We start from the raw sequence: 21,784 nt of genomic DNA, 5'->3' as shown, positions 1-21,784 counted from the left end.
GCCGCGGATCCGCCCGGTCGCGGATCGCTCCGCGCCCAGCATGCCCGAAGCGGGCGCGACCCCGGCGATCGATCATCGATACTTGGGAGTAACGTGCACGAACGGAGCAGGGACCGGACCCCGGAGCACCTGCCCAGAAGTGGATCAGCAGCGAAAGGGACGATGTGACGGACATCCCAGCGGGAGACATTGCACGCGTCGGAGTCGTGGGCTGCGGTCAGATGGGCGCGGGGATCGCCGAGGTGTGCGCCCGGTCCGGTCTGGACGTCATGGTCGCCGAGACCACCGGCGAGGCCCTGGAGATCGGCCGGACCCGGCTGTTCAACTCCCTGGCCAAGGCAGCCGAGCGCGGCAAGATCACCGAGGAGGAGCTGGAGGCCACACAGGCCCGTCTGAGCTTCACCACGGACCTCGGCGAGTTCGCCGACCGCGACCTGGTGATCGAGGCCGTCGTCGAGAACGAGCAGGTCAAGACCGAGATCTTCCAGGTGCTCGACCAGGTCGTGACCCGGCCCGACGCCATCCTGGCCTCCAACACCTCCTCCATCCCGCTGGTGAAGCTGGCGGTGGCGACCTCGCGGCCCGACCAGGTCATCGGCATCCACTTCTTCAACCCGGCCCCGGTGCAGAAGCTCGTCGAGCTGATCCCGGCCCTCACCACGTCCGAGGGCACGCTGAGCCGGGCCCAGCTGTTCACCGAGAAGGTGCTGGGCAAGCACGCGATCCGTGCCCAGGACCGCTCCGGCTTCGTGGTGAACGCGCTGCTGATCCCGTACCTGCTCTCCGCGATCCGGATGTTCGAGACGGGCATCGCCAGCCGCGAGGACATCGACAACGGCATGGAGATGGGCTGCGCCCACCCGATGGGCCCGCTGAAGCTCTCCGACCTCATCGGCCTGGACACGGTCGCCTCGGTGGCCCAGTCGATGTACGAGGAGTACAAGGAGCCCCTGTACGCCGCTCCCCCGCTCCTCCAGCGCATGGTCGACGCGGGCCGGCTGGGCCGCAAGACGGGATCGGGCTTCTACACGTACGACTGACCGCCCTGCTGACGCCGGCATCTCAGCGCCGCCGCTCCTCCGGCCACGGCCGGAACCGGCGGCGTCCCCATTCCGCCGCCTGCTCGTTGAGGCGGCTGCGCAGCCAGCCCATCCAGAGGGCGAGCGGAGTGGTCACGAGAGCGAGCAGCAGCGCCGTGCCCCACTCCTGCCCTCCCGAGGAGTACCGGAACACCGCGACCATCAGCGCGTAGACCGCCAGCGCGTACGCCGCGTTCTTCTGCCACTTCGTCATGCGCCCCGGGTACCCCCGAGGCTGATTACTGACGGTCAGGATCCGGCCAACCTACGGGCCCGGCACCGGAATTGGTGCCGGGCCCGTGGCATTCACACACCGTGTGCGCGCCGGGCTCGCATATGCCCGTCGCACACTCTCCCCAGGCATCCACCAGGCGAGTTGACTCCCAGTGCGCATGCAAGGGATGTGCAGCGACTACGGAAAGGAGCGGACTCGTGACCGTCGATCCCGAGCATCCGGTCGTTCACGGAGAACTCGCAGAGTTACGACGCCGCCTCGATGTGGCGTACGCCCGTGTCGAGGGCGGGCTGGCTCTGCTCAGCCACCGCACCGAGGAGACCGCCAAGGAACTCGACGAGCTCAACACCCGGATCAACTCACTCGAACACGCGCGCTGGCCGCTGCCCGCGGTCGCCGCCCTCACCGCCGTGGGTGCTCTCGTCGTGGCGATCTGGCAGGCACTGGGACGTTGAGATCAGGGCAACGTGTCCTGCCCGAGCCTGAGATGGTGCAGCAGCAGTAACGCGGCCGCCATGTTGGCGGCCGGGACCTCCCCGCGGGCGACCATGTCGGGGACGAGCTTGAGGGGAACCCATTCCCGGCGGTCCGACTCGAAGTCGTCCACGGGGTGCCCGACGTACTCGCCCTCGTCGGCCCAGTACACGTGGTGCCGGGCGTCGGTGAGCCCGTTGGACGGCTCCACGCTCATCAGGTGGTGCAGGGGTCCCGGCCGCCAGCCGGTCTCCTCCTCCAGTTCCCTGGCGGCCGCGCGGGCCACGTCCTCGCCGTCCTCGACGACGCCCGCCGCGAGTTCCCACCCCCAGCTGTCGGTGATGAAGCGGTGCCGCCAGAGCAGCAGCACCTCGTTGGCCTCGTTCACGACCGTGGCCACGGCAACGGGCCGCAGCCGTATGAGGAAGTGGTCGAGGTGCCGGCCGTCCGGCAGTTCGACATCCGCGAGATTGACGCTGAACCAGCGGTTTGAGTACACAGCTTGTTCGTTGTGTTTCGTCCACTGCACGGTTCTGCCACCTTCCGTCGAGTAAGTGGCAATATCGCAGTAGGGACGTACTGACAGCAGGCGCACAGGCAGTCGCTCGGGATGACACGGGTGCCGTCGCCCGGGGTCTACAACGGTACGCGCAGGGCCCCGTCGATGAGTTCGGCCGCCTCGGCCGTGCCGGCGCAGCCGCTGCGCACCAGGTGCTCCCGCACCGCGCGCAGCCGGTCGCGCAGCCGCTGGGACTCCATGCCGCGGGCCTGCTCGGCCATCTGCACGGCGATGGCCACGGCCTTGTCCGCGTTGCCCTGCCGCAGCTCGATCGTGCTGAGCATGGCCAGCCGGTGCACCCGGCCGCGGTCGTGCGCCGGGTTGTCGACCGCGGCCGCGGCATGCTCGCCGGCGGCCGCGATCTCCCCGAGACTCAGCAGCGCCTCCGCCACCTGGACGTTGACCAGCCCCGGCTGGACATAGCCGGTCTCGTCGGGCTCGTAGCCACGCCGGATGCGTGCCGCGGCCTGCTCGGCCCGCCGGATGCAGGACAGGGCGCTCGTGCCGTCCCCGAGATGCGCGTACGCCTTCGCCTGCATCGCGTACAGGTCGGAGGCGAGCGCCGGGGTGATGTGCTTGCCGGCGGCCCGCAGCGCGGCCTCCGCGAAGGCGACGGCCTGCCGGTACTCCCGCATGAACAGCGACTGGTTGACCAGCAGCGCGATGATGTACGCGCCGAGTCCCCGGTCCCCGCTGGCCTTGGCGAGCCGCAGGGCCTGGTGGAAGTAGCGCTGCGCGAGGCCGTGCGCGTCGGAGTCGTAGGCGCAGATCCCGGCGACGGCCACCAGCCCGCCGGTCGCGCGGTGGAGTTGACGGCCCGTCTCATCGGTGTAGCTGCCGCGCAGCAGCGGCGCGGCCTCGGCGTTGAGGAAGCCGACGATGCGGGCCCGCGTGGCGATGCCCCCGGCCTTGCGGTACATCTGCTCGTAGTGCGTACGGGCTGCCCGCAGCATCTCCAGGTCGCTCGGGGTGACGCGGTGTCTGCCGCCACGTGAGACGTCCACGTCCTCGGGCGGGTTCTCCCACTCCCACACCGGCATGACGGCGGGCGTGCCGGTGAGCGCGGGGGCGCCCAGGATGTGCGGGCGCTGCTGCTGGTCGGAGCGCCACAGTGCGGTGGCCCGCTCGACGAAGCCGGACAGCGAGCCGGTGTGCGGTGCGGACGGCTCGCCCGGCACGCCCAGGCCGATGTCGTCCAGGGTGACCTGCCGCCGCAGCCGGGCGGCGAGCACCTCGCAGATCAGGTCGGGCACCTGGCCCCGGGGACGCTGCCCCTTCAACCACCGGGCGACGGCGGTGTGTTCGTACCTCAGGGACAGGCCCCGCGCCCGTCCCGCCTGGTTGACATGTGCGGCCAGCCCCGCGTGCGAGATCCCGGCCTCGTCCAGGATCGCGTCGAGCAGAGTATTGGGCTGCATGTGGGCCCCCCGGTGGCTCGGTGCGGCCAGATTAGTGGCTCCGCCTTCACACGGGGTGTGAACGGAGTGCTCGAATCCGCACTGTGTGCGCACTGTCGCGGAGAGTCGTCAGCCGGTTGACTGAAATGCCTCGCAAGAGGCCGGCCGGGCCGCCGGCTCCCCCTCGTACAGTGCGGCGGCCCGCTTCCGCCGTCCGCCCAGCTGCCTGCCCGACACTCCGTGGCGGGGCGGACGGCTCCGCCGGCCACGCCGGGTGGTTCATCGCCGTTGTGTGACGGGTGCGTTGTCGGCTGCGGGTGCGTCGTGGCCGGTCGCGCAGTTCCCCGTGCCCCTGAGGGACGTGCACCCGCTCCTGGTGAGGATCATCAGGGCGATGTCGTCCGTCGGTCCGCCTCGCGTGTGGTGCAGAAGGTCGTGCGAAATCCTGCTCAGGATCGTCTGCGAGGAGAACGGCGCGTCCCGCACTGCCTTCGTCAGAGCATGCGGCAACGGAAAGAACCGGCCGCGCGCGTCCCTCGCGTCCTGGGCACCGTCCGTGAAGAGGAACAGCGCATCACCGTGCTCCAGATACCCCAGGCCTACGGTGGGCAGCTCGGCCGGAAGCGGGAACAGGCCCAGGGGCGGATACGGATCGACGGGGGCGAGTTGGCCGACGTCCGTGCCGCTCAGCCGGTACGGCCACGGGTGCCCGCAGTTCAGTGCGGTCATCTCCCCGTCGGCGCGGATCTCCACGAGCAGCAGGGTCACGAACTCCTCGGCGGCGCCCGCCGGATGCTCCTGGCGCAGGTGCCGGGCCAGGGCGCGTTCCAGCCGGTGCAGCACACCGCCGAGGTCCTTCTCGTCGTGCGCGGCCTCACGGAAACAGCCGAGCACGGCGGCGACGGTCCCGAACGTCCCGATCCCGTGCCCGCGTACGTCGCCCATCACGGCCCGCACTCCGTACTCGGTGGCGACGACCTCGTACAGGTCACCGCCGATGGCCGCCCCACGCTCCGCCGACAACTGGGCGGCGGCGACGTCCAGTCCGTCGACGCACGAGGGCAGCGGCCTCAGCAGCGCGCTCTGCGCGGCACCCGCGACGCGGCGCAACTGCCGCAGCTCACGCATCAGCGTGTGCCGCACATGGAGGATCAGCCCGGTACCGACCGCGAAGAACACGGCGCTGGTCACGATCCGCGCTTCGAGGCCGGTCTCCTGGGCGAGCGGACAGGCCAGCTTGTACGTGACGGCCGCCGCGCCCCACACAGCCGGCAGACCGAGACTTCGCACCCGACCCCTGACGCGGATCATGCCGATGGCCCCCCAATAGGCCCCTGACACACAGAATCGGACCGGCCCAGACGGGCCGGTCCGATTCTGTCGACAGCACACCCAGAAGGGCAGGCTTACCTACCCTTACCACTCAAACGAGTGAGGTGACCCGCCTCAAGGAGCGCGGGGAACTGCGCGACCAGCCACATCGAACCCGCAGCCGACACCACCGCACAGCCCCCACGGCGCTAACTCCGCAACTCGGCGCCCACGCGCTCACCGGCAAGGGCCACCGCCGCGTCCCGAGCCGCAGAAGCCTCATCCACGGTCAGCGTCCGGTCAGCCGCCCGGAACCGCAACGCGTACGCGAGCGACTTCCGCCCCTCGCCCAACTGCTCGGCGTTCTCGTACACATCGAACAGCCGGATCGACTCCAGCAGCTCCCCGGCACCGGCACGCAGGGCCTCCTCGACCTCCGCCGCCGGAACGACCGCGTCGACGACCAGGGCGACATCCTGCGTGGCGACGGGGAACGTGGAGATGCGCGGCGCCTTCACCATGGCGTCACCCGCCGACTCCACCGCGTCCAGGTCGATCTCCATCGCGCAGGTACGCTCCGGCAGCCCCAGCGCCTTCACCACGCGCGGGTGCAACTCCCCCGCGTGGCCCACGACCCGCTCGGCACCGTCCACGGTGATCGCCAGCTCGGCACACCGGCCCGGATGCCACGGCCCGTACTGCCCCTTGCGGATGATGAGTTCGGTGCCCGCCTCGTGGGCGACCTTCCGCGCCGCCTCGACCGCGTCGGCCCAGTCGGCCGGACGGCCCTTGCCCCACCAGCCGGCCTGCTCCCGCGCACCGGCGAGGACGACGGCGGCGTGCCGCGGCTGCTCGGGCAGCGCCGCGTTCAGCTCGGCGAGCTCCTCGTCGGTCGGGCGGCGGTCGACGGGCAGCACGGCGGCGATCCGCTGTTCCTCACGCGGCCGGAAGACCAGGCCGGTCTCGAACAGCGCGAGGTCGTGCGAGCCCCGTCCGTCGTTGCGCCGCAGAGCGGTGAGCAGGCCCGGCAGCAGCGTCGTGCGCAGCGCGGGCTCCTCGTCGCTCAGCGGGTTGCTGAGCTTCACGACGCGGCGGGCCGGGTCGTCCGCTTCGAGGCCGAGCTGGTCGAAGACCTGCTCGCCGATGAACGGGTAGTTCAGCGCCTCGACGTACCCGGCACCGGCCAGGGCCCGGCCGACGCGGCGGTGCAGCCGCTGCCGGCTGGTCAGGCCGAGACCGGCCGGCGGCTTGGGCAGCGTGGAGGGCAGGTTCTCGTAGCCCTCCAGCCGGATGACCTCTTCGGCCAGGTCGTTCGGGTCGGTGAGGTCGGGCCGCCAGGACGGCACGGTGACGATCAGCTCGTCCTGCCCGTACACGTCACAGCCGACCTCCTGGAGCCGCCGCACGACGGTCTCGCGGCCGTAGGCCACGCCCGCGACCTTGTCCGGGTGGTCGGCCGGGATCGTGATGGTGCGGGGCGCGGTCGGGGCGAGGACCTCGGTGACGCCGGCCTCGGCGGTGCCGCCCGCGAGCAGCACCAGCAGGTCCACCGTGCGCTGCGCGGCGGCAGCGGCGGCCTGCGGGTCGACGCCGCGCTCGAAGCGCCGGGACGCCTCGGAGGACAGCTTGTGCCGGCGGGCCGTACGCGCGATCGACACCGCGTCGAAGTGCGCGGCCTCGATGACGACGTCCGCCGTGGCGTTCTCCGTGTCGTCGTGGTCGGCGATCTCCGTGTTGGCGCCGCCCATGACGCCGGCGAGTCCGATGGGGCCGCGGTCGTCGGTGATCACCAGGTCCTCGGCGTCCAGCGTGCGCTCGACGCCGTCGAGGGTGGTGAGCTTCTCGCCCGGCTCGGCCCGGCGCACGCCGATGGTGCCCTGGACCAGGCCGCGGTCGTAGGCGTGCAGCGGCTGGCCGAGCTCCGTCATCACGTAGTTGGTGACGTCGACGGCGAGCGAGATCGGGCGCATGCCGACCTTCTGGAGCCGGCGCTGGAGCCAGATCGGGGAGCGGGCTTCGGGGCTCAGGCCGGTCACCGTGCGGGCCGTGAAGCGGTCGCAGCCGGTGGGGTCGGAGATCCGCACCGGGTAGCCGTAGGCGTTCGGGCCCGGCACGTCGATCAGGGCCGGGTCGCGCAGCGGCAGGCCGTAGGCGATGGCGGTCTCGCGGGCGACGCCGCGGATGGACAGGCAGTAGCCGCGGTCGGGCGTGACGGCGATGTCGAGGACCTCGTCGACCAGCTCCAGCAGCTCGATCGCGTCCTTGCCGACCTCGGTCTCCGGCGGCAGGACGATGATGCCCTTGGTGCCGTCGTCGCCCATGTTCAGCTCGTCGCTGGAGCAGATCATGCCGCGGGACATCTTGCCGTAGGTCTTGCGCTCGGCGATCTGGAAGTCACCGGGCAGGACGGCGCCGGGCAGGGCCACGACGACCTTGTCGCCGACGGCGAAGTTGCGGGCGCCGCAGACGATCTCCTGGGGCTCGCCCGTGCCGTTGGCCTGGCCGACGTCGACGGTGCAGAAGCGGATCGGCTTCTTGAACTCCGTCAGCTCCTCGATGGTCGCCACCTGGCCGACCACCAGGGGGCCCTTGAGGTCGGCGCCGAGCTGCTCGACGGTCTCGACCTCCAGACCGGCCGAAATGAGCTTGGCCTGGACGTCTCGGCCGGTCTCCGTCGCCGGCAGGTCGACGTACTCCCGCAGCCAAGAAAGCGGGACCCGCATCAGATCTCCATCCCGAACGGCCGGGTGAACCGGACGTCACCCTCGACCATGTCTCGCATGTCCTCGACGTTGTGGCGGAACATCAGCATCCGCTCGATGCCGAACCCGAAGGCGAATCCGCTGTACTTCTCGGGGTCGACGCCGCAGGCGGTCAGCACCCGCGGGTTGACCATGCCGCAGCCGCCGAGCTCGATCCAGCCCTCGGACGAGCAGGTGCGGCAGGGCCGGTCGGGGTTGCCGATGGACTCGCCCTTGCAGACGTAGCAGAGCATGTCCATCTCGGCGCTCGGCTCGGTGAAGGGGAAGTAGTTCGGCCGCAGCCGGGTCTTCATGTCCTCGCCGAACAGGGACTGCACCATGTGGTCCAGGGTGCCCTTGAGGTCCGCCATGGTCAGGCCCTCGTCGATCGCGAGCAGCTCGATCTGGTGGAAGACGGGCGTGTGCGTGGCGTCCAGCTCGTCGGTGCGGAACACCCGGCCGGGGCAGACGATGTAGACCGGCAGCTCACGGTCGAGCAGGGCGCGGGCCTGCACCGGGGAGGTGTGGGTGCGCAGCACGACGCCGGACCCGGACTCCTCGGTGCCCTTCGGGCCCTGCACGAAGAACGTGTCCTGCATCTGGCGGGCCGGGTGGTCGGGCAGGAAGTTGAGCGCGTCGAAGTTGAACCACTCCGCCTCGGCCTCCGGCCCTTCGGCGACCTCGTAGCCCATGGCCACGAAGACGTCCGCGACCCGCTCCATCATCGTGGTGAGCGGGTGCCGGGCGCCGGCCGGTACGCGGTCGTAGGGCAGCGTGACGTCCACCGCCTCCTCGACCAGCACACGGGCGTCCCGCTCGGCTTCCAGCTCGGTCTGGCGGGCGGCGAGGCCCTTGTTCACGGCGCCGCGGGCCTGCCCGACGCGCTTGCCGGCGTCGGCCTTGGCGTGCGGGGGCAGGGCGCCGATCTCGCGGTTGGCGAGGGCCAGCGGGGAGGCGGGGCCGGTGTGGGCGACCTTGGCCTCGTGGAGCGCTTCGAGGGAGTCCGCGGCGGCGAAGGCGGCGAGCGCCTCGTCCCGCATGCGCTCGATCTCTTCCGGTTTCAACGCCTCGACCTCTACAGGGTCGTACGACTTATTCGGTGCCGACATCTCTTCCCGTGCTTCCGATTGGCTGGCTGGAGGTCCCCGTCACCGACTCCGACGGCCGTCTGCGGGACACAAAGGTGCCAATGGCCGAGTCTAACGGGGTGGAGGTGTACGAATGCGCCCGCGGGCTGCTCAGGCGAGATAGGCCGGAGCGCTCACGGGCAACGTAAATCGGAACTCGGCGCCGGCGCCGGGGGCGCGGCCGACCGTGATGGTGCCGCCGTGGGCTTCGACGATGCCCTTGACGATGTAGAGCCCGAGGCCCGTGCCGCCGCGCTTGCTGCCCCGCCAGAAGCGGGTGAAGACGCGGTTCATGGACTCCTCCGGGATGCCGGGCCCCTCGTCGCTCACCGTGACCGACGTACCGGTGTCCTCGCCCTCACGAGGGGACGCCGTGGCCGTGACGTCGATCGTGACAGTTCCCTCGCCGTGCCGCACGGCATTTTCCAGCAGGTTGCTGAGCACCTGGTCGATCTTGTCGGGGTCGGCCCACAGGTCGGGCAGCGGCTGCTGGACGCGCAGCAGGAACCGGTCGGCGGGCTGCCCGGCGGCGACGTAGGCCTGGATGTGCCGGCCCACGGCGGCGCCGATGTCGACGGGCTGGCGCCGCACCTCCAGGCGGCCGGAGTCGATCCGGGAGATGTCGAGCAGCTCGGCGATGAGCCGGGTGACGCGGTCGGCGTCGGCGTCGACGGTCTCCAGCATCAGCCGCTTCTGGTCGTCGGTGAACCGTTCCCACTTGGCGAGCAGCGTGGCGGTGAAGCCCTTGACGGAGGTGAGCGGGGAGCGCAGTTCGTGGGCGACGGTGGCGATCAGCTCGGCGTGGCTGCGCTCGGTGCGGCGGCGGGCCTCGGTGTCGCGCAGGGTGACGACCAGGCGCCTCAGGGGCCCGGTGGGCCGGGTGCGGACGTAGCGCGCGGAGACCAGCACCTCACGGCCGCCGGGGAGGAGGAGGTTGCGCTCGGGCTGTCCGACCCGGATCGCGAGGCCGCCGTAAGGGTCGGTCAGCTGCCACCAGCGGCGCCCCTCCAGATCCTCTAATGGCAGGGCCTTCTCCAGGCTCTGCCCGAGGGCGTCCCGGGCGCGGACGGCGGTGATGCGCTCGGCGGCGGCGTTGAAGCAGACGACCCGGCCCTCTTCGTCGGCGACGACGAGTCCGTCGGGCAGCATGTCGGGGTCGATGCCGACGTCGGCGAGATCACCGGGTGGCCGGGACGCGGCGGGCGGGCTCCCGGCGTCCTGGGCCCCCGGTGCGCTGCTCGTGCCGGCGCTCATCCCCGTACCCCACCTCCAAGGCTCCACAGAGGGGTCCCTGAGCTGGTCACCCTACTAGTTCCCGGTGACGGAGCGGCACCCTCCGGCGGCGCGCTGTGCGCGCGCCGACGCATAGAGACATACGGCGGCGGCGGTGGCGAGGTTCAGGCTCTCGGCCTTCCCGTGGATCGGGACGCGGACGACGGCGTCGGTGAGGGCGCGGGTCTCCTCCGGCAGGCCCCAGGCCTCGTTCCCGAAGACCCAGGCGGTCGGCCCGCCCATGGTGCCCTTGTCGAGCTCGTCGTCGAGGTCGCGGTCGCCGGCCCCGTCGGCGGCGAGGACGCGCACACCGGCGGCCCGCAGCCCTTCGACCGCCTGCTCCACGGGGACGCCGACGGCGACGGGCAGGTGGAACAGGGAGCCGACGGACGCGCGGACGGCCTTGGGGTTGTACACGTCGACGGAGGCGTCGGTCAGGACGACGGCCTCGGCCCCGGCGGCGTCGGCGCAGCGCAGCACGGTTCCGGCGTTGCCCGGGTCGCGGACGTTGGCGAGGAGAGCGACGAGCCGGGGGCGCGCCGCGAGGACCTCCTCGAAGGGTGTGTCCAGGAACCGGCAGACGCCGACGAGGCCCTGCGGGGTGACGGTGGTGGAGATGTCGGCGATGACCTGCTCGGCGGCGAGGTGCACCCGGGCGCCGGCGTCCCGGGCCGCCCCCACGATGTCGGCGTACCGCTCGGCGGCCTCCAGGGTGGCGAACAGCTCCACGAGCGTGGCCGCGCCCCCGGCCAGGTGCCCGGCCGCTTCCCGCACCGCCTGCGGCCCCTCGGCGAGGAACAGCCGCTCCTTCCCCCGGAAGTTCCGCTTCGCCAGCCGCCGCGCGGCCAGGACGCGGGGGGAGCGGGGGGAGATGAGCTCGGGGGTGGCGGGGGGCATTGCGTTCGCTTTCTCAGTAGCTGGCTGCACAGCAGGACCCGCAGGCCGCTGGGCCTGCGGGTCCTTTCCGTCACATCGGCTCGGAGCCGGCGTCAGGCCGCCTTGGGGGCGTTGACGTCGCTCGGCAGCGCCTTCTGGGCGACCTCGACGAGCGCGGCGAAGGCGCCGGCGTCGTTGACGGCCAGCTCGGCCAGGATCTTGCGGTCGACCTCGATGTTCGCGGCCTTCAGACCCTGGATGAAGCGGTTGTAGGTCATGCCGTTGGCGCGGGCAGCGGCGTTGATGCGCTGGATCCACAGCTGGCGGAAGTCACCCTTGCGCTTCTTGCGGTCGTTGTAGTTGTAGACCAGCGAGTGGGTGACCTGCTCCTTGGCCTTGCGGTACAGGCGCGAACGCTGACCGCGGTAGCCGGAGGCCTGCTCGAGGATCGCCCGGCGCTTCTTGTGGGCGTTCACTGCCCGCTTGACGCGTGCCACTTTTTAACTCCTTGTAGCGGGGCCGCGGTGGTCCTCACACGGCCCGGTATCGATTGGGTCCCGGTCCTGACGTACGGCGCTCGCGCGCCGGAGCGTCACTTGCCGAGAAGCTTCTTGATCTTCTTGGCGTCGCCCGGGGCCATCTCGGCGTTGCCGGTGAGGCGACGCGTCACACGGGACGACTTGTGCTCGAGCAGGTGGCGCTTGCCGGCGCGCTCACGGAGCACCTTGCCGGAGCCGGTGACCTTGAAGCGCTTGCTGGACCCGCTGTGCGACTTGTTCTTCGGCATAGCGCCGTACTCTCCTCGTCGGTGGCGCTCCGGTGCCCGGTCGCGAAACCGGGCACGGTGGAGCGTCGTCTTGTTTCGGTTGCTTCCTGGGACTCGCGTCCCCAGGGGTCACGCCTCGGCGGGCTCCTCGGCCGGTGCCTCGACGTCCGCGTCGGCGTCCGCGGCGTTCTGCGAGCGGCCGGGGTTGGCCTTCGCCTCCGCCTTGCGGGCCTCCTGCGCCTGGCGAGCCTCGGCCATCGCCTCGGTCTTCTTCTTGTGCGGACCGAGGACCATGATCATGTTTCGGCCGTCCTGCTTCGGGTTCGACTCGACGAAACCGAGGTCCTGGACGTCCTCCGCGAGCCGCTGGAGCAGTCGGTAGCCCAGCTCGGGCCGGGACTGCTCGCGACCACGGAACATGATCGTGATCTTGACCTTGTCGCCCTGCTTGAGGAACCGAACGACGTGACCCTTCTTGGTGTCATAGTCGTGCGGGTCGATCTTCGGCCGGAGCTTCATCTCCTTGATGACCGTGTGCGCCTGGTTCTTGCGCGCCTCACGGGCCTTCATGGCCGACTCGTACTTGAACTTCCCGTAGTCCATGAGCTTGCACACGGGCGGACGGGCGTTCGCCGCGACCTCGACCAGGTCCAGGTCGTACTCCTGCGCAAGCTCCAGTGCCTTGGCCAGGGGGACGATGCCCACCTGCTCGCCACTGGGACCGACAAGTCGCACCTCGGGAACGCGAATCCGGTCGTTGATGCGGGGCTCGGCGCTGATGGATCCTCCTCGGTAGCACCACGCGACGGTCTGGCGGACGGCCGCGTAACGTCTCTGTTCGATAGACCTAACCGCGCCGAAGCACAAAAAATGCCCCGGACGATTCCCAGGCGGGGCTCCTCGAACTACCGGAGCACCGCCGCGGGGGAGCCGCGGGGCGCGATTTCGGACGGATCGCCACTGGGGCGGAACCATCTGACCGGTGACCCGCCGCCCTGGGGGCGGTCAGGTGGGAGTTCGAAAGCCTCCACTTGTGGGTCGGGCTCGCGGGCCGCGAGGCATACGGGTCCGACCGGTCGTTACACGAGATTACCAGCAATGGCCAGGAACAGCTAATCGTGGCGCCCCGGGGCCTGGTGCGGCGCACGCCCGGCCTGCGCCTATCGTGTGGGGCATGAGTGAGACCCCTCCTGAGTCCCCCGACTTCGACGCCATGGCCCGCGACATCGCCGAGGTCCCGGCGGTCGAGGTGATCGTGACGGTCGCCGTCAACCTGATGAGCGCCGCCGCGGTGAAGCTCGGTCTGACCGAGGAGGGCGCCCAGCACAAGGACCTGGACGAGGCCCGCAAGCTGGTGCACGCGCTGGCCGGCCTGCTGGACGCGTCCGCCACCGAGATCAGCTCGTTCCACGCATCGCCCCTGCGCGACGGCCTGAAGTCGCTCCAGCTGGCCTTCCGCGAGGCGTCGCTCGTCCCGGACGAGCCGGGCAAGGGCCCGGGCGAGAAGTACACGGGCCCGGTCTACGGCTAGCCGGTACGGCAGGTCCCTCAGCGTTCGTACAAGGGCTCGCCCGGTGGCGTGGCCCCGGCCGGCAGCAGTGCCAGGTCGAGGCCGTGCACCAGGCGGGCCCTCAGTGTCTCGTCGGCGGCGAGCCGCCGGGCGACCGCCCGGGCCGCTTCGGCGGGGGCGGCGGCCGGGTCCAGGACCAGGGCGAGGGTGCCGTCGGCCTGGCCCGGGCCGAGGTGGGCGCGCAGGACGGCGGGCTCGGCGGCGACGGCGTCGCGCACCGCCCCGACGACGGCCGGGTCGGCGAGCGGGTCGGTCGTCGTGCGGCCCTCCGCGAGCGCGAGCAGGGCCGGGCCGGTCAGCTCGAAGGGCACGGGCCCGGCCAGGTCGAGCACGAGCGTGTCCGCCTTCTCGTGCGCGGCGGCCTGGAGGGCCTGGTGCAGGGGCACGGCGACGGGGCGGGCAGCCGGGTCCCAGCGGGCAAGGGAGTCGGTGGAGGTGAACGCGGGCAGGGCGGTGCGGTTCCCGGCCTTGAGGGTCGGCACGGCCATGTCGCTGGTCTTCTCGCGGCGCAGTCCCCGCTCGTCCTCCTCGACCTCGCCGAGCACGGCCACGACGGGGACGAGCAGCCGGGCGCCCTTGAGGGCGTCGAGGACCGGGCCCACGGCGCTGCGGTCTTCCGACCAGGCGGCGAGTGCCGCGCTCAGCCGGGGGTCGGCGGAGCCGTCGTCGTCGGAGAAGCCGGAGTCGGGGATGTTCTTGTTCGCCACGGTCATCGACCCTATAGGCCGGGTGCCGACGCTTCGGCGGGCGGTCCGGCCGGCCGAAGCTCAGAACTCGTCGTGGCTCGCGCGGCGGCCGCGCCACAGGACCACGGCCGCGACCAGCAGGACACCGCCGGCGCTGCCCGCGAGGGGGGCGGCCCAGTCGGAGGTGTCGTCGCCGGAGCCGGTGGCGTCCGGGCCGCTGCCGAAGTACTTCGCGCCGTACGACGCCGAGTGGAGGCCCTGCGGCTTCAGCCGGTCGGCGGCCTTGATGGCGGCGGCCGGGTCGACGAAGCCGAAGCCGCGGGAGTCGTCGCGGCCGCCGACGGGGGCGTTGCGGGCGGTGTCCTCCAGGAGCGACTTGATCTGGGCCGGGTTCAGATCGGGGTGGGCGGCCTTGACCAGGGCGGCGGCGCCGGAGACGAAGGCGGCGGCGGCGCTGGTGCCCCAGCCCTCGTAGTACTTGTGGTCGGGGTCGGCGATGACGACGTCGACGCCGGGGGCGCTGACGGTGGCGTACCAGCGGCGGGTGGAGAAGGGAGCGCGGGTTCCGGCACGGTCCACGGCGGTGGCGGCGATGACGCCCGGGTAAGCGGCCGGGTAGGAGATGCGGTCGCCCTTCTCGCCGCCGTTGCCTGCGGAGGCGACGACGACCACGCCCTTCTTCAGGGCGTACTGGATGGCCTGGTCCTCGGCGGGTTCCGGATGGGCGGAGGCGGAGTCGTCGCCCAGGGAGAGGTTGATGACGTCGGCGCCGTGGTCGGCGGCCCAGCGGATGCCGTCGGCGAGGGCGTTGCCGCGGGTGCTGCGGGCCTTGGCGCGGGAGGGGTCGCCGTCCTCCAGGATCACGCGGACGGGGAGGATCTTCGCCTCGGGGGCGATGCCGAGGACGCCGTCGGCGTCGCCCGGGCCGTGTCCGTGCCCGGCGATGATGCCGGCCATGGCGGTGCCGTGCCGGGCCCAGGCGCGGTCGCCGGGTTCGGCTCCGAAGCCGACCAGGTCCTTGCCGGTGAGGACGTTGCCGATCAGGTCGGGGTGGTCGGCCTCGACGCCGGTGTCCAGGACGGCGACGGTGACGCCCTCGCCCTTGGTGGTCCGCCAGGCCTCCTGGGTGTGCATGGCCTCCAGGGCCCACTGCTGGGCGCGGATGCCGTCGGCGTGGGCGGTGGTGGAGGGGACCAGGACGAGGCCGGCGGCGAGGAGGACACTCAGGAACCCGCCCGCGCGGGACATGACGGCTTTCACGACGGCTGCTCCGTGGCCGGACGGACGTTCTTGCGCAGGCCGCGTTCGACGCGGTCGGCGAGGCCCTGGGCCTCGTTGCCGAGGCCGGCCTGGGCGGGGGCGGTGGTGGCGCCGGACTGCATGGCGTCCCCGGCGGGCTGCGGGTCGTCGACCGTACGGCCGTCGGCCCAGCCGGAGACGGCGTAGACGACGACCGGGGCCTCGGTCAGCACGGAGACGGTCCAGGCGGCGCGCTGCTCCGGGCCGAAGTGGGCGGCGGGCGTGTCCTTCGCGGCGTACGGCAGGGGCATCAGGTCGCTGCGGCGGTCCAGGCGCTCCTTGCGGAAACGGTTCGCGAGAGAGGTCATGCCCTGGGCGTCGGCCGTGGTGAAGAGCAGGCCGACGGTGGTCACATAGCTCTCGGTGGCGTCCGTGTAGGTGGCGCGCAGGAGCCGCTCGCAGCCGACGGGAGCGAGGGCCTTGCGCAGCAGGGGGTCGAAGGCGTCCTTGCAGCCGCTGTCCGGGGCGACGGCGATCCGGGTCCAGGTGCGGTCGGCTCCGCCGGGGCCGGCGCCCTGGCCCTGCACGGTGGGCGGGAACAGCTGGTCGACGGGAACGCTGTGCCAGAGGCTGCCGGCCGCGGCGAAGGTGCTGCGCGAGCCCTCCTCCCCGGAGTCCCCCACGAGCCAGCTCCCGGTGACCGCGCCCGAGATGAGCCCCAGCCCGAGCACGAGACAGACGGCGGCAGCGGCGGCCTGGGAGGCCCCGCGCCGTCCGAGCGGCCGGGGCCGCGCGTCACCGTCGTACCCCTCGGGCTTTCCGAAGGACACGACGGGGCGTGTGCCGGAGGGCGGAGTGGCGCTCCAGGAGAGGGACGGGTCGGGAGAGACCTCCGTGGGCCGGTGGGCGGGCGGGGAGGGCATGCGCATGCCACGCCCGTCGGCGGTTTCGGCAGTGGCCTGTGGCTCCCGCGCGGGGCGTGGCGGAACACCGGGTCGCGTGGAACCGGGGCGGCCGAAGGATTCAGCAGGCTCGGAGGACGGGCGCGCGGCTCGCTCGGCGGGTGCCGGGCCGGCGGGGACCGGTCGCAGGCGTGCGGTCGTCTCCGAGGAGTTTTCGGCGGGGGCGCCGGTACGACGTGTCGTGGGGGCGTACCCCGGCCCGCCGGACGAGCCCGGCGTGGGGAGGTGACGCGGTCGCGGAGGGGCGTCGGGCGGGGTGGACGGCCTGTTCGACTCGGGTCGCGTCACACGGCCGACGCCGGGCCGCGTGTCCGGGAACCGGTCGGAGGCGCGGGGCGGGGGCGGGGCGGGGGTTGGCTCGGTACGGCGGGGGGCTGTGGGCTCGCTACGGCGGGGTGTGGCGGGCTCGGTGCGCCGGGGAACAGCCGACTCGCCACCGCGTTGAGCAGCGGACTCACTACCCCGGGGAGCAGCGGACTCGCCGCGTCGGGGAGCAGCCGACTCGCTACCCGGGGAAGCAGCCGACTCGCCACGCCAGGGACCAGCCGACTCACCACCCCGGGAAGCAGCCGACTCGCCACGCCGGGGTGCGGCGGGCTCGGTGCGCCGGGACATGGTGTCGTCGAAGGTCGGGAAACGGCGGCCGCCGTTCGGGCCGTCGGTCTTGGCGGAGGCCGCTCCACCGCTCCCAGAGGTCGCTTCCTGCCCGGCGGCAGCAGACCCTGACGAGTCCGTGTCCCGCTCCGGCGAGGGACGCCGCGCACCCGGGACTGCCGCCTGGGCGCCTTCGGGCGAGGCCGGGGGGTGTGCAGGGCGTGGCGGAGTGCTGGGGCGCGGGGGGAAAGAGGCACGCTGTGCTTCCGTGCTCATGCACCCCCCGTTTCCTCGTACCCGGGCCGCTGCGCACTGCGCGGGCCGGTGTCGTCCCGCCCGAGGCCCGGAACTGAGTCGTCCCGGGCACACATACCCGTACGGAGGGAGCGTCATCCCGGCGCGGAAGTCCGGCCGGCGCCGCTCCGCCGTACGTGCGCGTCACTCTACGGCTTGTTCCTGCGTGAACGGGAACCGGTCCACGAGCCCGGGGCATCTGCCCGGAACGTCCCCCTACCCTGCGGTAATCCTGTCTGGCAGGCTGCGTTCATGACTGCGCGCGCCTCCGACCGGGCCCGTTACGACCGGGCCACCGCCCATCTCGACGCCCCCCTCGCGATCGTGGACCTGGACGCCTTCGACGCCAACGCCGCCGATCTGGCCCGTCGCGCCGGGGGCAAGCCCGTACGGGTCGCCAGCAAGTCGGTGCGATGCCGGGCGCTGCTGGAACGCGTCCTGGCCCGGGACGGTTTCGCGGGGATCATGTCGTTCACCCTTGCCGAGTCGCTGTGGCTGGCGCGCTCGGGGTTCGACGACGTGCTGCTCGCCTACCCGTCCGCGGACCGGGCCGCGTACGCCGAACTCGCCGGTGATCCCAAGCTCGCCGCCGCCGTGACGGTGATGGTCGACGACGTCGCCCAGCTCGATCTCATCGACGCCTCGCGGGGTGGCGGTCGTGAAGTCGTGCGCGTCTGCCTGGAGTTGGACACCTCCCTGAAGCTGCTCGGCGGGCGGGTGCGGGTCGGGGCCCGGCGTTCGCCGCTGCACTCCCCCGCCCAGGTCGCCGACGTGGCCCGGGCCGTGGCCCGCCGGCCGGGCTTCGAGGTCGTCGGGATCATGGCGTACGAGGGGCACGTCGCCGGTGTCGGGGACGCGGTGGCGGGGCGGCCGCTGCGGTCCCGTGCCGTCCGGCTGATGCAGGCCGCCGCCAGGCGTGAACTCGCCGAACGGCGTGCGGAGGTGGTGCGTGCGGTGCGGGCCGTCGTGCCGGGTCTGGAGTTCGTCAACGGCGGCGGCACCGGCTCGGTGCAGCACACGGCGGCCGAGGACGCGGTGACCGAGATCGGCGCCGGGTCGGGGCTGTACGTGCCGCGGCTGTTCGACAACTACACGTCGTTCAGCGGGCGTCCGGCGGCCCTCTTCGCCCAGCCCGTGGTACGGCGGCCGGGCGTCGGGGTCGTGACGGTCCTCGGTGGCGGGTACCCCGCCTCCGGCGCGGCCGGGCCCGACCGGCTGCCCGTGCCGTATCTGCCGGAGGGGCTGCGCTACGACCCTCAGGAGGGGGCCGGTGAGGTGCAGACGCCGCTGCTCGGCTCGCCCGCCGACGACCTGCTGATCGGTGACAAGGTGTGGTTCCGGCACGCGAAGGCCGGTGAGCTGTGCGAGCGGTTCGACGTGCTGCACCTGGTCGAGGGGGACACCGTGACGGCGACCGTGCCGACCTACCGCGGCGAGGGACACACCTTCCTGTAGCGGCCCGCTGTCGGTGCCGTTCAGTCCGGCGGGCCGATGCTGCTGCCCACGCCGCCGCCGGTGTCCGCGTCGCCGAACGGCCGGATGCCCTTGGTGATGCGGTCCATGTCGGCGAGCGGTGGTCCGTCCTCGCCCGCGTCGAAGACGTAGCGGACGAGGACGGGCGACTCGGTGCCGACGCTGGACGGGAAGACGAGCGACTGGACGTAGCCGCCCGGCCCCTTCGCGGTCCGCACGCGCCAGCGCACGAGGTACCCGGCGCGGCCCGCCACCGCGACCGGCCCCGACTCGACCTGCTGGTGCGACTCGATGCCCCCGTAGAGCTCGCGGCCGAGCGTGTCGCGGTCGTAGGCCTCGTCGGCCGCGTTCTTGATGTCCGCCTTGGCGAGGGCCTCGGGGGACTTCTCGTCGTTCTCGGTCACCGTGCGGGAGAAGACGAGGCCGTGGCGGCAGAGGCCGACGCCGCCGGGGCAGTCGTAGGTGCCGTCGGTCGTCATGACGACGTCGTCCTGGGCCACGTACTGCGGCCGGACCCAGCCGTCGAGCAGCGGGAAGGTGACGCCGTTGAGCTGGTCCTCGACGACGGCCGGGTCGTCGGCGGACGGCTCGGACGTGGACGGGGACGGGGACGCCTCGGGAGTCGTCGCCGACGGTCCGTTCGGGGCCGGGGGCGCGGATGTCGGGGCCGTTCGCGTCTCCGCGCCGTCACCGTCGTCGCCCAGGACGAGGGCTCCGGTGACGATCGCCGCGACGAGGACGGCTCCGGCGGCGATGAGGGCGACGGCCTTCGCGCGCCCGGTGCCGCCGCCCGGGGGCGGGGGCACCGGCCCCTTCGGGGCCTCGGGCGCGCGGCGGTGCTCGGTCCAGGCCGTGCCGTCCCACCAGCGTTCCAGATGAGGGCCGTGCGGGTCGGGATACCAGCCGGGCGGTGGCGTCATGCTCATCCCGGCACTGTAGAGCGAGAGCCCGGCCGTCCGGGCACGGCTCCTACAGGGGTGTGACGTACGCCCCCGCGATCCCGCCGTCGACCAGGAAGTCGGTGGCGTTCACGAAGGAGGAGTCGTCGCTGGCGAGGAAGGCCACGGCGGCGGCGATCTCCTCGGCCTCGGCGAACCGGCCCAGCGGGATGTGCACCAGGCGGCGCGCGGCGCGCTCCGGGTCCTTGGCGAACAGCTCCTGGAGCAGCGGGGTGTTGACCGGGCCGGGGCACAGGGCGTTGACCCGGATGCCCTCCCGGGCGAACTGCACGCCCAGCTCACGGGACATGGCGAGGACGCCGCCCTTGGACGCCGTGTACGAGATCTGGCTGGTGGCGGCGCCCATCCTGGCCACGAAGGACGCCGTGTTGATGATCGAACCCTTGCCCTGGCGCTGCATGTAGGGGATCGCGGCCTTGCAGCAGAGGTAGACGGAGGTGAGGTTGACCTCCTGGACGCGCTTCCAGGCCTCCAGGCCGGTCTCCAGGATGGAGTCGTCGTCGGGCGGGGAGATGCCGGCGTTGTTGAAGGCGATGTCGACGCTGCCGTAGGTGTCGTGGGCGGTCTTGAAGAGGGCCTCGACCTGCTCGGGGTCGGTGACGTCCACCTTCACGAAGATGCCGCCGGTCTCCTCGGCGGCGGCCTTGCCGCGGACCTCGTCGACGTCGCCGCAGACGACGTGCGCGCCCTCGGAGGCGAGACGGCGGGCGGCGGCGAGGCCGATGCCGCTGCCGGCTCCGGTGACGACGGCGGTACGGCCGGCCAGCCGGCGGCAGATGCTTTCCTGAGCGGTCACTGTGCGGGGCCCTCCGTACTGATGAAGACGTTCTTGGTTTCGGTGAAGGCGGCCAGCGCCTCGGGGCCGAGCTCGCGGCCGACGCCCGACTGCTTGTAGCCGCCGAACGGGGTCCAGTAGCGGACGCTGGCGTGGGAGTTGACGGACAGATTGCCGGCGCGGACGGCCTGGGAGACGCGCAGGGCACGGCCGACGTCCCGGGTCCAGATGGAGCCGGAGAGGCCGTACGGGGTGTCGTTGGCGAGCCGGATCGCGTCGGCCTCGTCGGTGAAGGGCAGCAGGACGGCGACCGGGCCGAAGATCTCCTCGCAGGCCGCCGCCGAGTCGGGCCGCTCCCCGGTGAGCACGGTCGGTGGGAACCAGAAGCCGGGGCCCTCGGGCGCGCTGCCACGCAAGGCGGGGGCGTCGTCGGGTACGAAGCCGCGGACGCGGTCGAGTTGCTGCCGGGAGATCAGCGGGCCCATCTGGGTCTTCTCGTCGGCCGGGTCGCCCACCACCACGGCGGCAAGCGTCTCGGCGAGCAGCTCGCGGACCTCGTCGTACACCGTCTCCTGGACCAGGATGCGGGTGCGGGCGCAGCAGTCCTGGCCGGAGTTGTCCAGGAAGGAGAAGGGGTCGACGGCGGTCTTCAGATCGGAGTCGGCGAAGACGATGTTGGGGCTCTTGCCGCCGAGTTCGAGGGTGACCGGCTTGACCTGCTCGGCGGCGAGTGCGGCGACGCGCGTGCCGGTGCGGGTGGAGCCGGTGAAGACGATCTTGGCGACGCCGGGGTGCCGGACGAGGGCGTCGCCCGTGATGTCGCCGCGTCCGGGCAGGACCTGGAAGAGATGCTCGGGGAGGCCCGCCTCCAGGGCGAGTTCGGCCAGGCGCAGCGCGGTGAGCGGAGTGGTCTCGGCGGGCTTGAGGAGGACCGCGTTCCCGGCCGCGAGGGCGGGGGCCGTGCCCCAGGCGGCGATCGGCATGGGGAAGTTCCAGGGCGCGATCACGCCGACGACGCCGAGCGGTTCGAGGATCGTGACGTCGAGGCCGCCGGGCACCGGGATCTGCCGGCCGGTGAGCCGCTCCACTCCCCCGGCCGCGTAGTCCAGCAGGTCCCGGACGTTGCCCGCCTCCCAGCGGGCGTTGCCGATGGTGTGGCCGGCCTCCCGCACCTCCAGGCGGGCCAGTTCTTCCAGGTGTTCGTCGACGGTGGCCGCGAAGCGGCGCAGCAGCCGGGCGCGGTCCCCGGGCGCGAGGGCGGCCCAGATGCGCTGTGCCCTGGCGGCGTGGGTGACGGCCGCGTCGACGTCGGCCGGACTCGCCCCGGCGACGGCGGCGACGACCTCCTCGGTCGCGGGGTTCAGTACTTCCAGAAGGTGCTCGGAAGACAAGAAG

21 protein-coding genes are annotated in these 21,784 nt (G+C 72.3%); 4 read left to right on the top strand and 17 right to left on the bottom strand.

Annotation, left to right across the window (positions count from 1 at the left end):
* Positions 1-164 precede the first annotated feature (164 nt).
* Positions 165-1,040, top strand: a complete 876-nt coding sequence (locus MQE23_RS35605; protein WP_037668906.1) for a 3-hydroxybutyryl-CoA dehydrogenase — start codon at positions 165-167, stop codon at positions 1,038-1,040.
* Positions 1,041-1,062: 22 nt separating this feature from the next.
* On the opposite strand, the gene MQE23_RS35600 is transcribed toward MQE23_RS35605, so the two are convergent.
* Positions 1,063-1,293, bottom strand: a complete 231-nt coding sequence (locus tag MQE23_RS35600; protein WP_243381277.1) for a hypothetical protein — start codon at positions 1,291-1,293, stop codon at positions 1,063-1,065.
* Positions 1,294-1,511: 218 nt separating this feature from the next.
* Between MQE23_RS35600 and MQE23_RS35595 the strand changes: the two genes are divergently transcribed.
* Positions 1,512-1,769, top strand: a complete 258-nt coding sequence (locus MQE23_RS35595) for a hypothetical protein (protein ID WP_010045250.1) — start codon at positions 1,512-1,514, stop codon at positions 1,767-1,769.
* A 2-nt stretch (positions 1,770-1,771) separates the two neighbouring features.
* On the opposite strand, the gene MQE23_RS35590 is transcribed toward MQE23_RS35595, so the two are convergent.
* From MQE23_RS35590 to infC, 10 genes are all read right to left on the bottom strand, one after another.
* Entirely contained in the window at positions 1,772-2,317 is a 546-nt protein-coding gene (locus MQE23_RS35590; protein ID WP_003989067.1) for an NUDIX hydrolase, read from the bottom strand.
* A gap of 107 nt (positions 2,318-2,424) precedes the next feature.
* Positions 2,425-3,765: a hypothetical protein gene (locus MQE23_RS35585; protein ID WP_020272343.1), complete on the bottom strand. Its 1,341-nt coding sequence runs from the start codon at positions 3,763-3,765 to the stop codon at positions 2,425-2,427.
* Between the two features lie 258 nt (positions 3,766-4,023).
* Positions 4,024-5,034, bottom strand: coding sequence for a PP2C family protein-serine/threonine phosphatase (locus MQE23_RS35580; RefSeq protein ID WP_347710151.1), 1,011 nt, complete (start codon positions 5,032-5,034; stop codon positions 4,024-4,026).
* Between the two features lie 230 nt (positions 5,035-5,264).
* Positions 5,265-7,778 (bottom strand): phenylalanine--tRNA ligase subunit beta, encoded by a 2,514-nt coding sequence (gene pheT / locus MQE23_RS35575; RefSeq protein WP_020272345.1) that lies wholly within the window; start codon positions 7,776-7,778, stop codon positions 5,265-5,267.
* Positions 7,778-8,905: a phenylalanine--tRNA ligase subunit alpha gene (gene pheS, locus MQE23_RS35570; RefSeq protein WP_020272346.1), complete on the bottom strand. Its 1,128-nt coding sequence runs from the start codon at positions 8,903-8,905 to the stop codon at positions 7,778-7,780. The genes pheT and pheS overlap by 1 nt, the downstream gene beginning before the upstream one ends.
* Before the next feature lie 129 nt (positions 8,906-9,034).
* On the bottom strand, positions 9,035-10,177 hold the full coding sequence (locus MQE23_RS35565) for an ATP-binding protein (RefSeq protein ID WP_020272347.1): 1,143 nt from the start codon (positions 10,175-10,177) through the stop codon (positions 9,035-9,037).
* 54 nt (positions 10,178-10,231) lie between these two features.
* Entirely contained in the window at positions 10,232-11,092 is an 861-nt protein-coding gene (locus MQE23_RS35560; RefSeq protein WP_243381275.1) for an RNA methyltransferase, read from the bottom strand.
* A 92-nt stretch (positions 11,093-11,184) separates the two neighbouring features.
* The gene (gene rplT / locus MQE23_RS35555) at positions 11,185-11,568 is read right to left on the bottom strand and encodes a 50S ribosomal protein L20 (RefSeq protein ID WP_010045263.1); all 384 of its coding nucleotides are present in this window, start codon (positions 11,566-11,568) and stop codon (positions 11,185-11,187) included.
* A gap of 95 nt (positions 11,569-11,663) precedes the next feature.
* The gene (rpmI, locus tag MQE23_RS35550; RefSeq protein ID WP_003989075.1) at positions 11,664-11,858 is read right to left on the bottom strand and encodes a 50S ribosomal protein L35; all 195 of its coding nucleotides are present in this window, start codon (positions 11,856-11,858) and stop codon (positions 11,664-11,666) included.
* 108 nt (positions 11,859-11,966) lie between these two features.
* Positions 11,967-12,617 (bottom strand): translation initiation factor IF-3, encoded by a 651-nt coding sequence (infC, locus tag MQE23_RS35545; protein ID WP_128092545.1) that lies wholly within the window; start codon positions 12,615-12,617, stop codon positions 11,967-11,969.
* 394 nt (positions 12,618-13,011) lie between these two features.
* Here infC and MQE23_RS35540 point away from each other — a divergent pair, with 394 nt between their 5' ends.
* A complete protein-coding gene (locus tag MQE23_RS35540) occupies positions 13,012-13,368 on the top strand; it encodes a DUF1844 domain-containing protein (RefSeq protein WP_082319848.1) in 357 nt (118 codons plus the stop codon).
* A gap of 17 nt (positions 13,369-13,385) precedes the next feature.
* On the opposite strand, the gene MQE23_RS35535 is transcribed toward MQE23_RS35540, so the two are convergent.
* The 3 genes from MQE23_RS35535 to MQE23_RS35525 are packed head-to-tail and all read right to left on the bottom strand — an operon-like array spanning position 13,386 to position 16,162.
* Complete coding sequence (locus MQE23_RS35535) at positions 13,386-14,114, bottom strand: SseB family protein (protein ID WP_243381273.1); 729 nt, start codon at positions 14,112-14,114, stop codon at positions 13,386-13,388.
* A gap of 60 nt (positions 14,115-14,174) precedes the next feature.
* Positions 14,175-15,341: a type VII secretion-associated serine protease mycosin gene (gene mycP, locus MQE23_RS35530; protein ID WP_037667255.1), complete on the bottom strand. Its 1,167-nt coding sequence runs from the start codon at positions 15,339-15,341 to the stop codon at positions 14,175-14,177.
* A gap of 8 nt (positions 15,342-15,349) precedes the next feature.
* Entirely contained in the window at positions 15,350-16,162 is an 813-nt protein-coding gene (locus tag MQE23_RS35525; RefSeq protein WP_037667244.1) for a hypothetical protein, read from the bottom strand.
* A 1,272-nt stretch (positions 16,163-17,434) separates the two neighbouring features.
* Here MQE23_RS35525 and MQE23_RS35520 point away from each other — a divergent pair.
* The gene (locus tag MQE23_RS35520; RefSeq protein WP_243381271.1) at positions 17,435-18,637 is read left to right on the top strand and encodes an amino acid deaminase/aldolase; all 1,203 of its coding nucleotides are present in this window, start codon (positions 17,435-17,437) and stop codon (positions 18,635-18,637) included.
* Positions 18,638-18,657: 20 nt separating this feature from the next.
* On the opposite strand, the gene MQE23_RS35515 is transcribed toward MQE23_RS35520, so the two are convergent.
* Genes MQE23_RS35515 through MQE23_RS35505 form a run of 3 tightly spaced genes read right to left on the bottom strand, consistent with a single transcriptional unit; the run spans position 18,658 to position 21,780 of the window.
* The gene (locus MQE23_RS35515) at positions 18,658-19,575 is read right to left on the bottom strand and encodes a DUF2510 domain-containing protein (protein WP_243382870.1); all 918 of its coding nucleotides are present in this window, start codon (positions 19,573-19,575) and stop codon (positions 18,658-18,660) included.
* Positions 19,576-19,624: 49 nt separating this feature from the next.
* Entirely contained in the window at positions 19,625-20,410 is a 786-nt protein-coding gene (locus MQE23_RS35510) for a 3-oxoacyl-ACP reductase (protein WP_020270265.1), read from the bottom strand.
* Complete coding sequence (locus tag MQE23_RS35505) at positions 20,407-21,780, bottom strand: aldehyde dehydrogenase family protein (RefSeq protein WP_020270266.1); 1,374 nt, start codon at positions 21,778-21,780, stop codon at positions 20,407-20,409. Before MQE23_RS35505 ends, MQE23_RS35510 begins: the two co-directional genes overlap by 4 nt.
* Between the last annotated feature and the right edge of the window lie 4 nt (positions 21,781-21,784).

The organism is Streptomyces sp. HP-A2021 (assembly GCF_022807935.1).
Classification (GTDB): Bacteria; Actinomycetota; Actinomycetes; order Streptomycetales; family Streptomycetaceae; genus Streptomyces; species Streptomyces afghaniensis.
The sequence above is the reverse complement of the archived record's forward strand: the minus strand, read 5'-3'. Positions and strand labels throughout refer to the sequence as shown.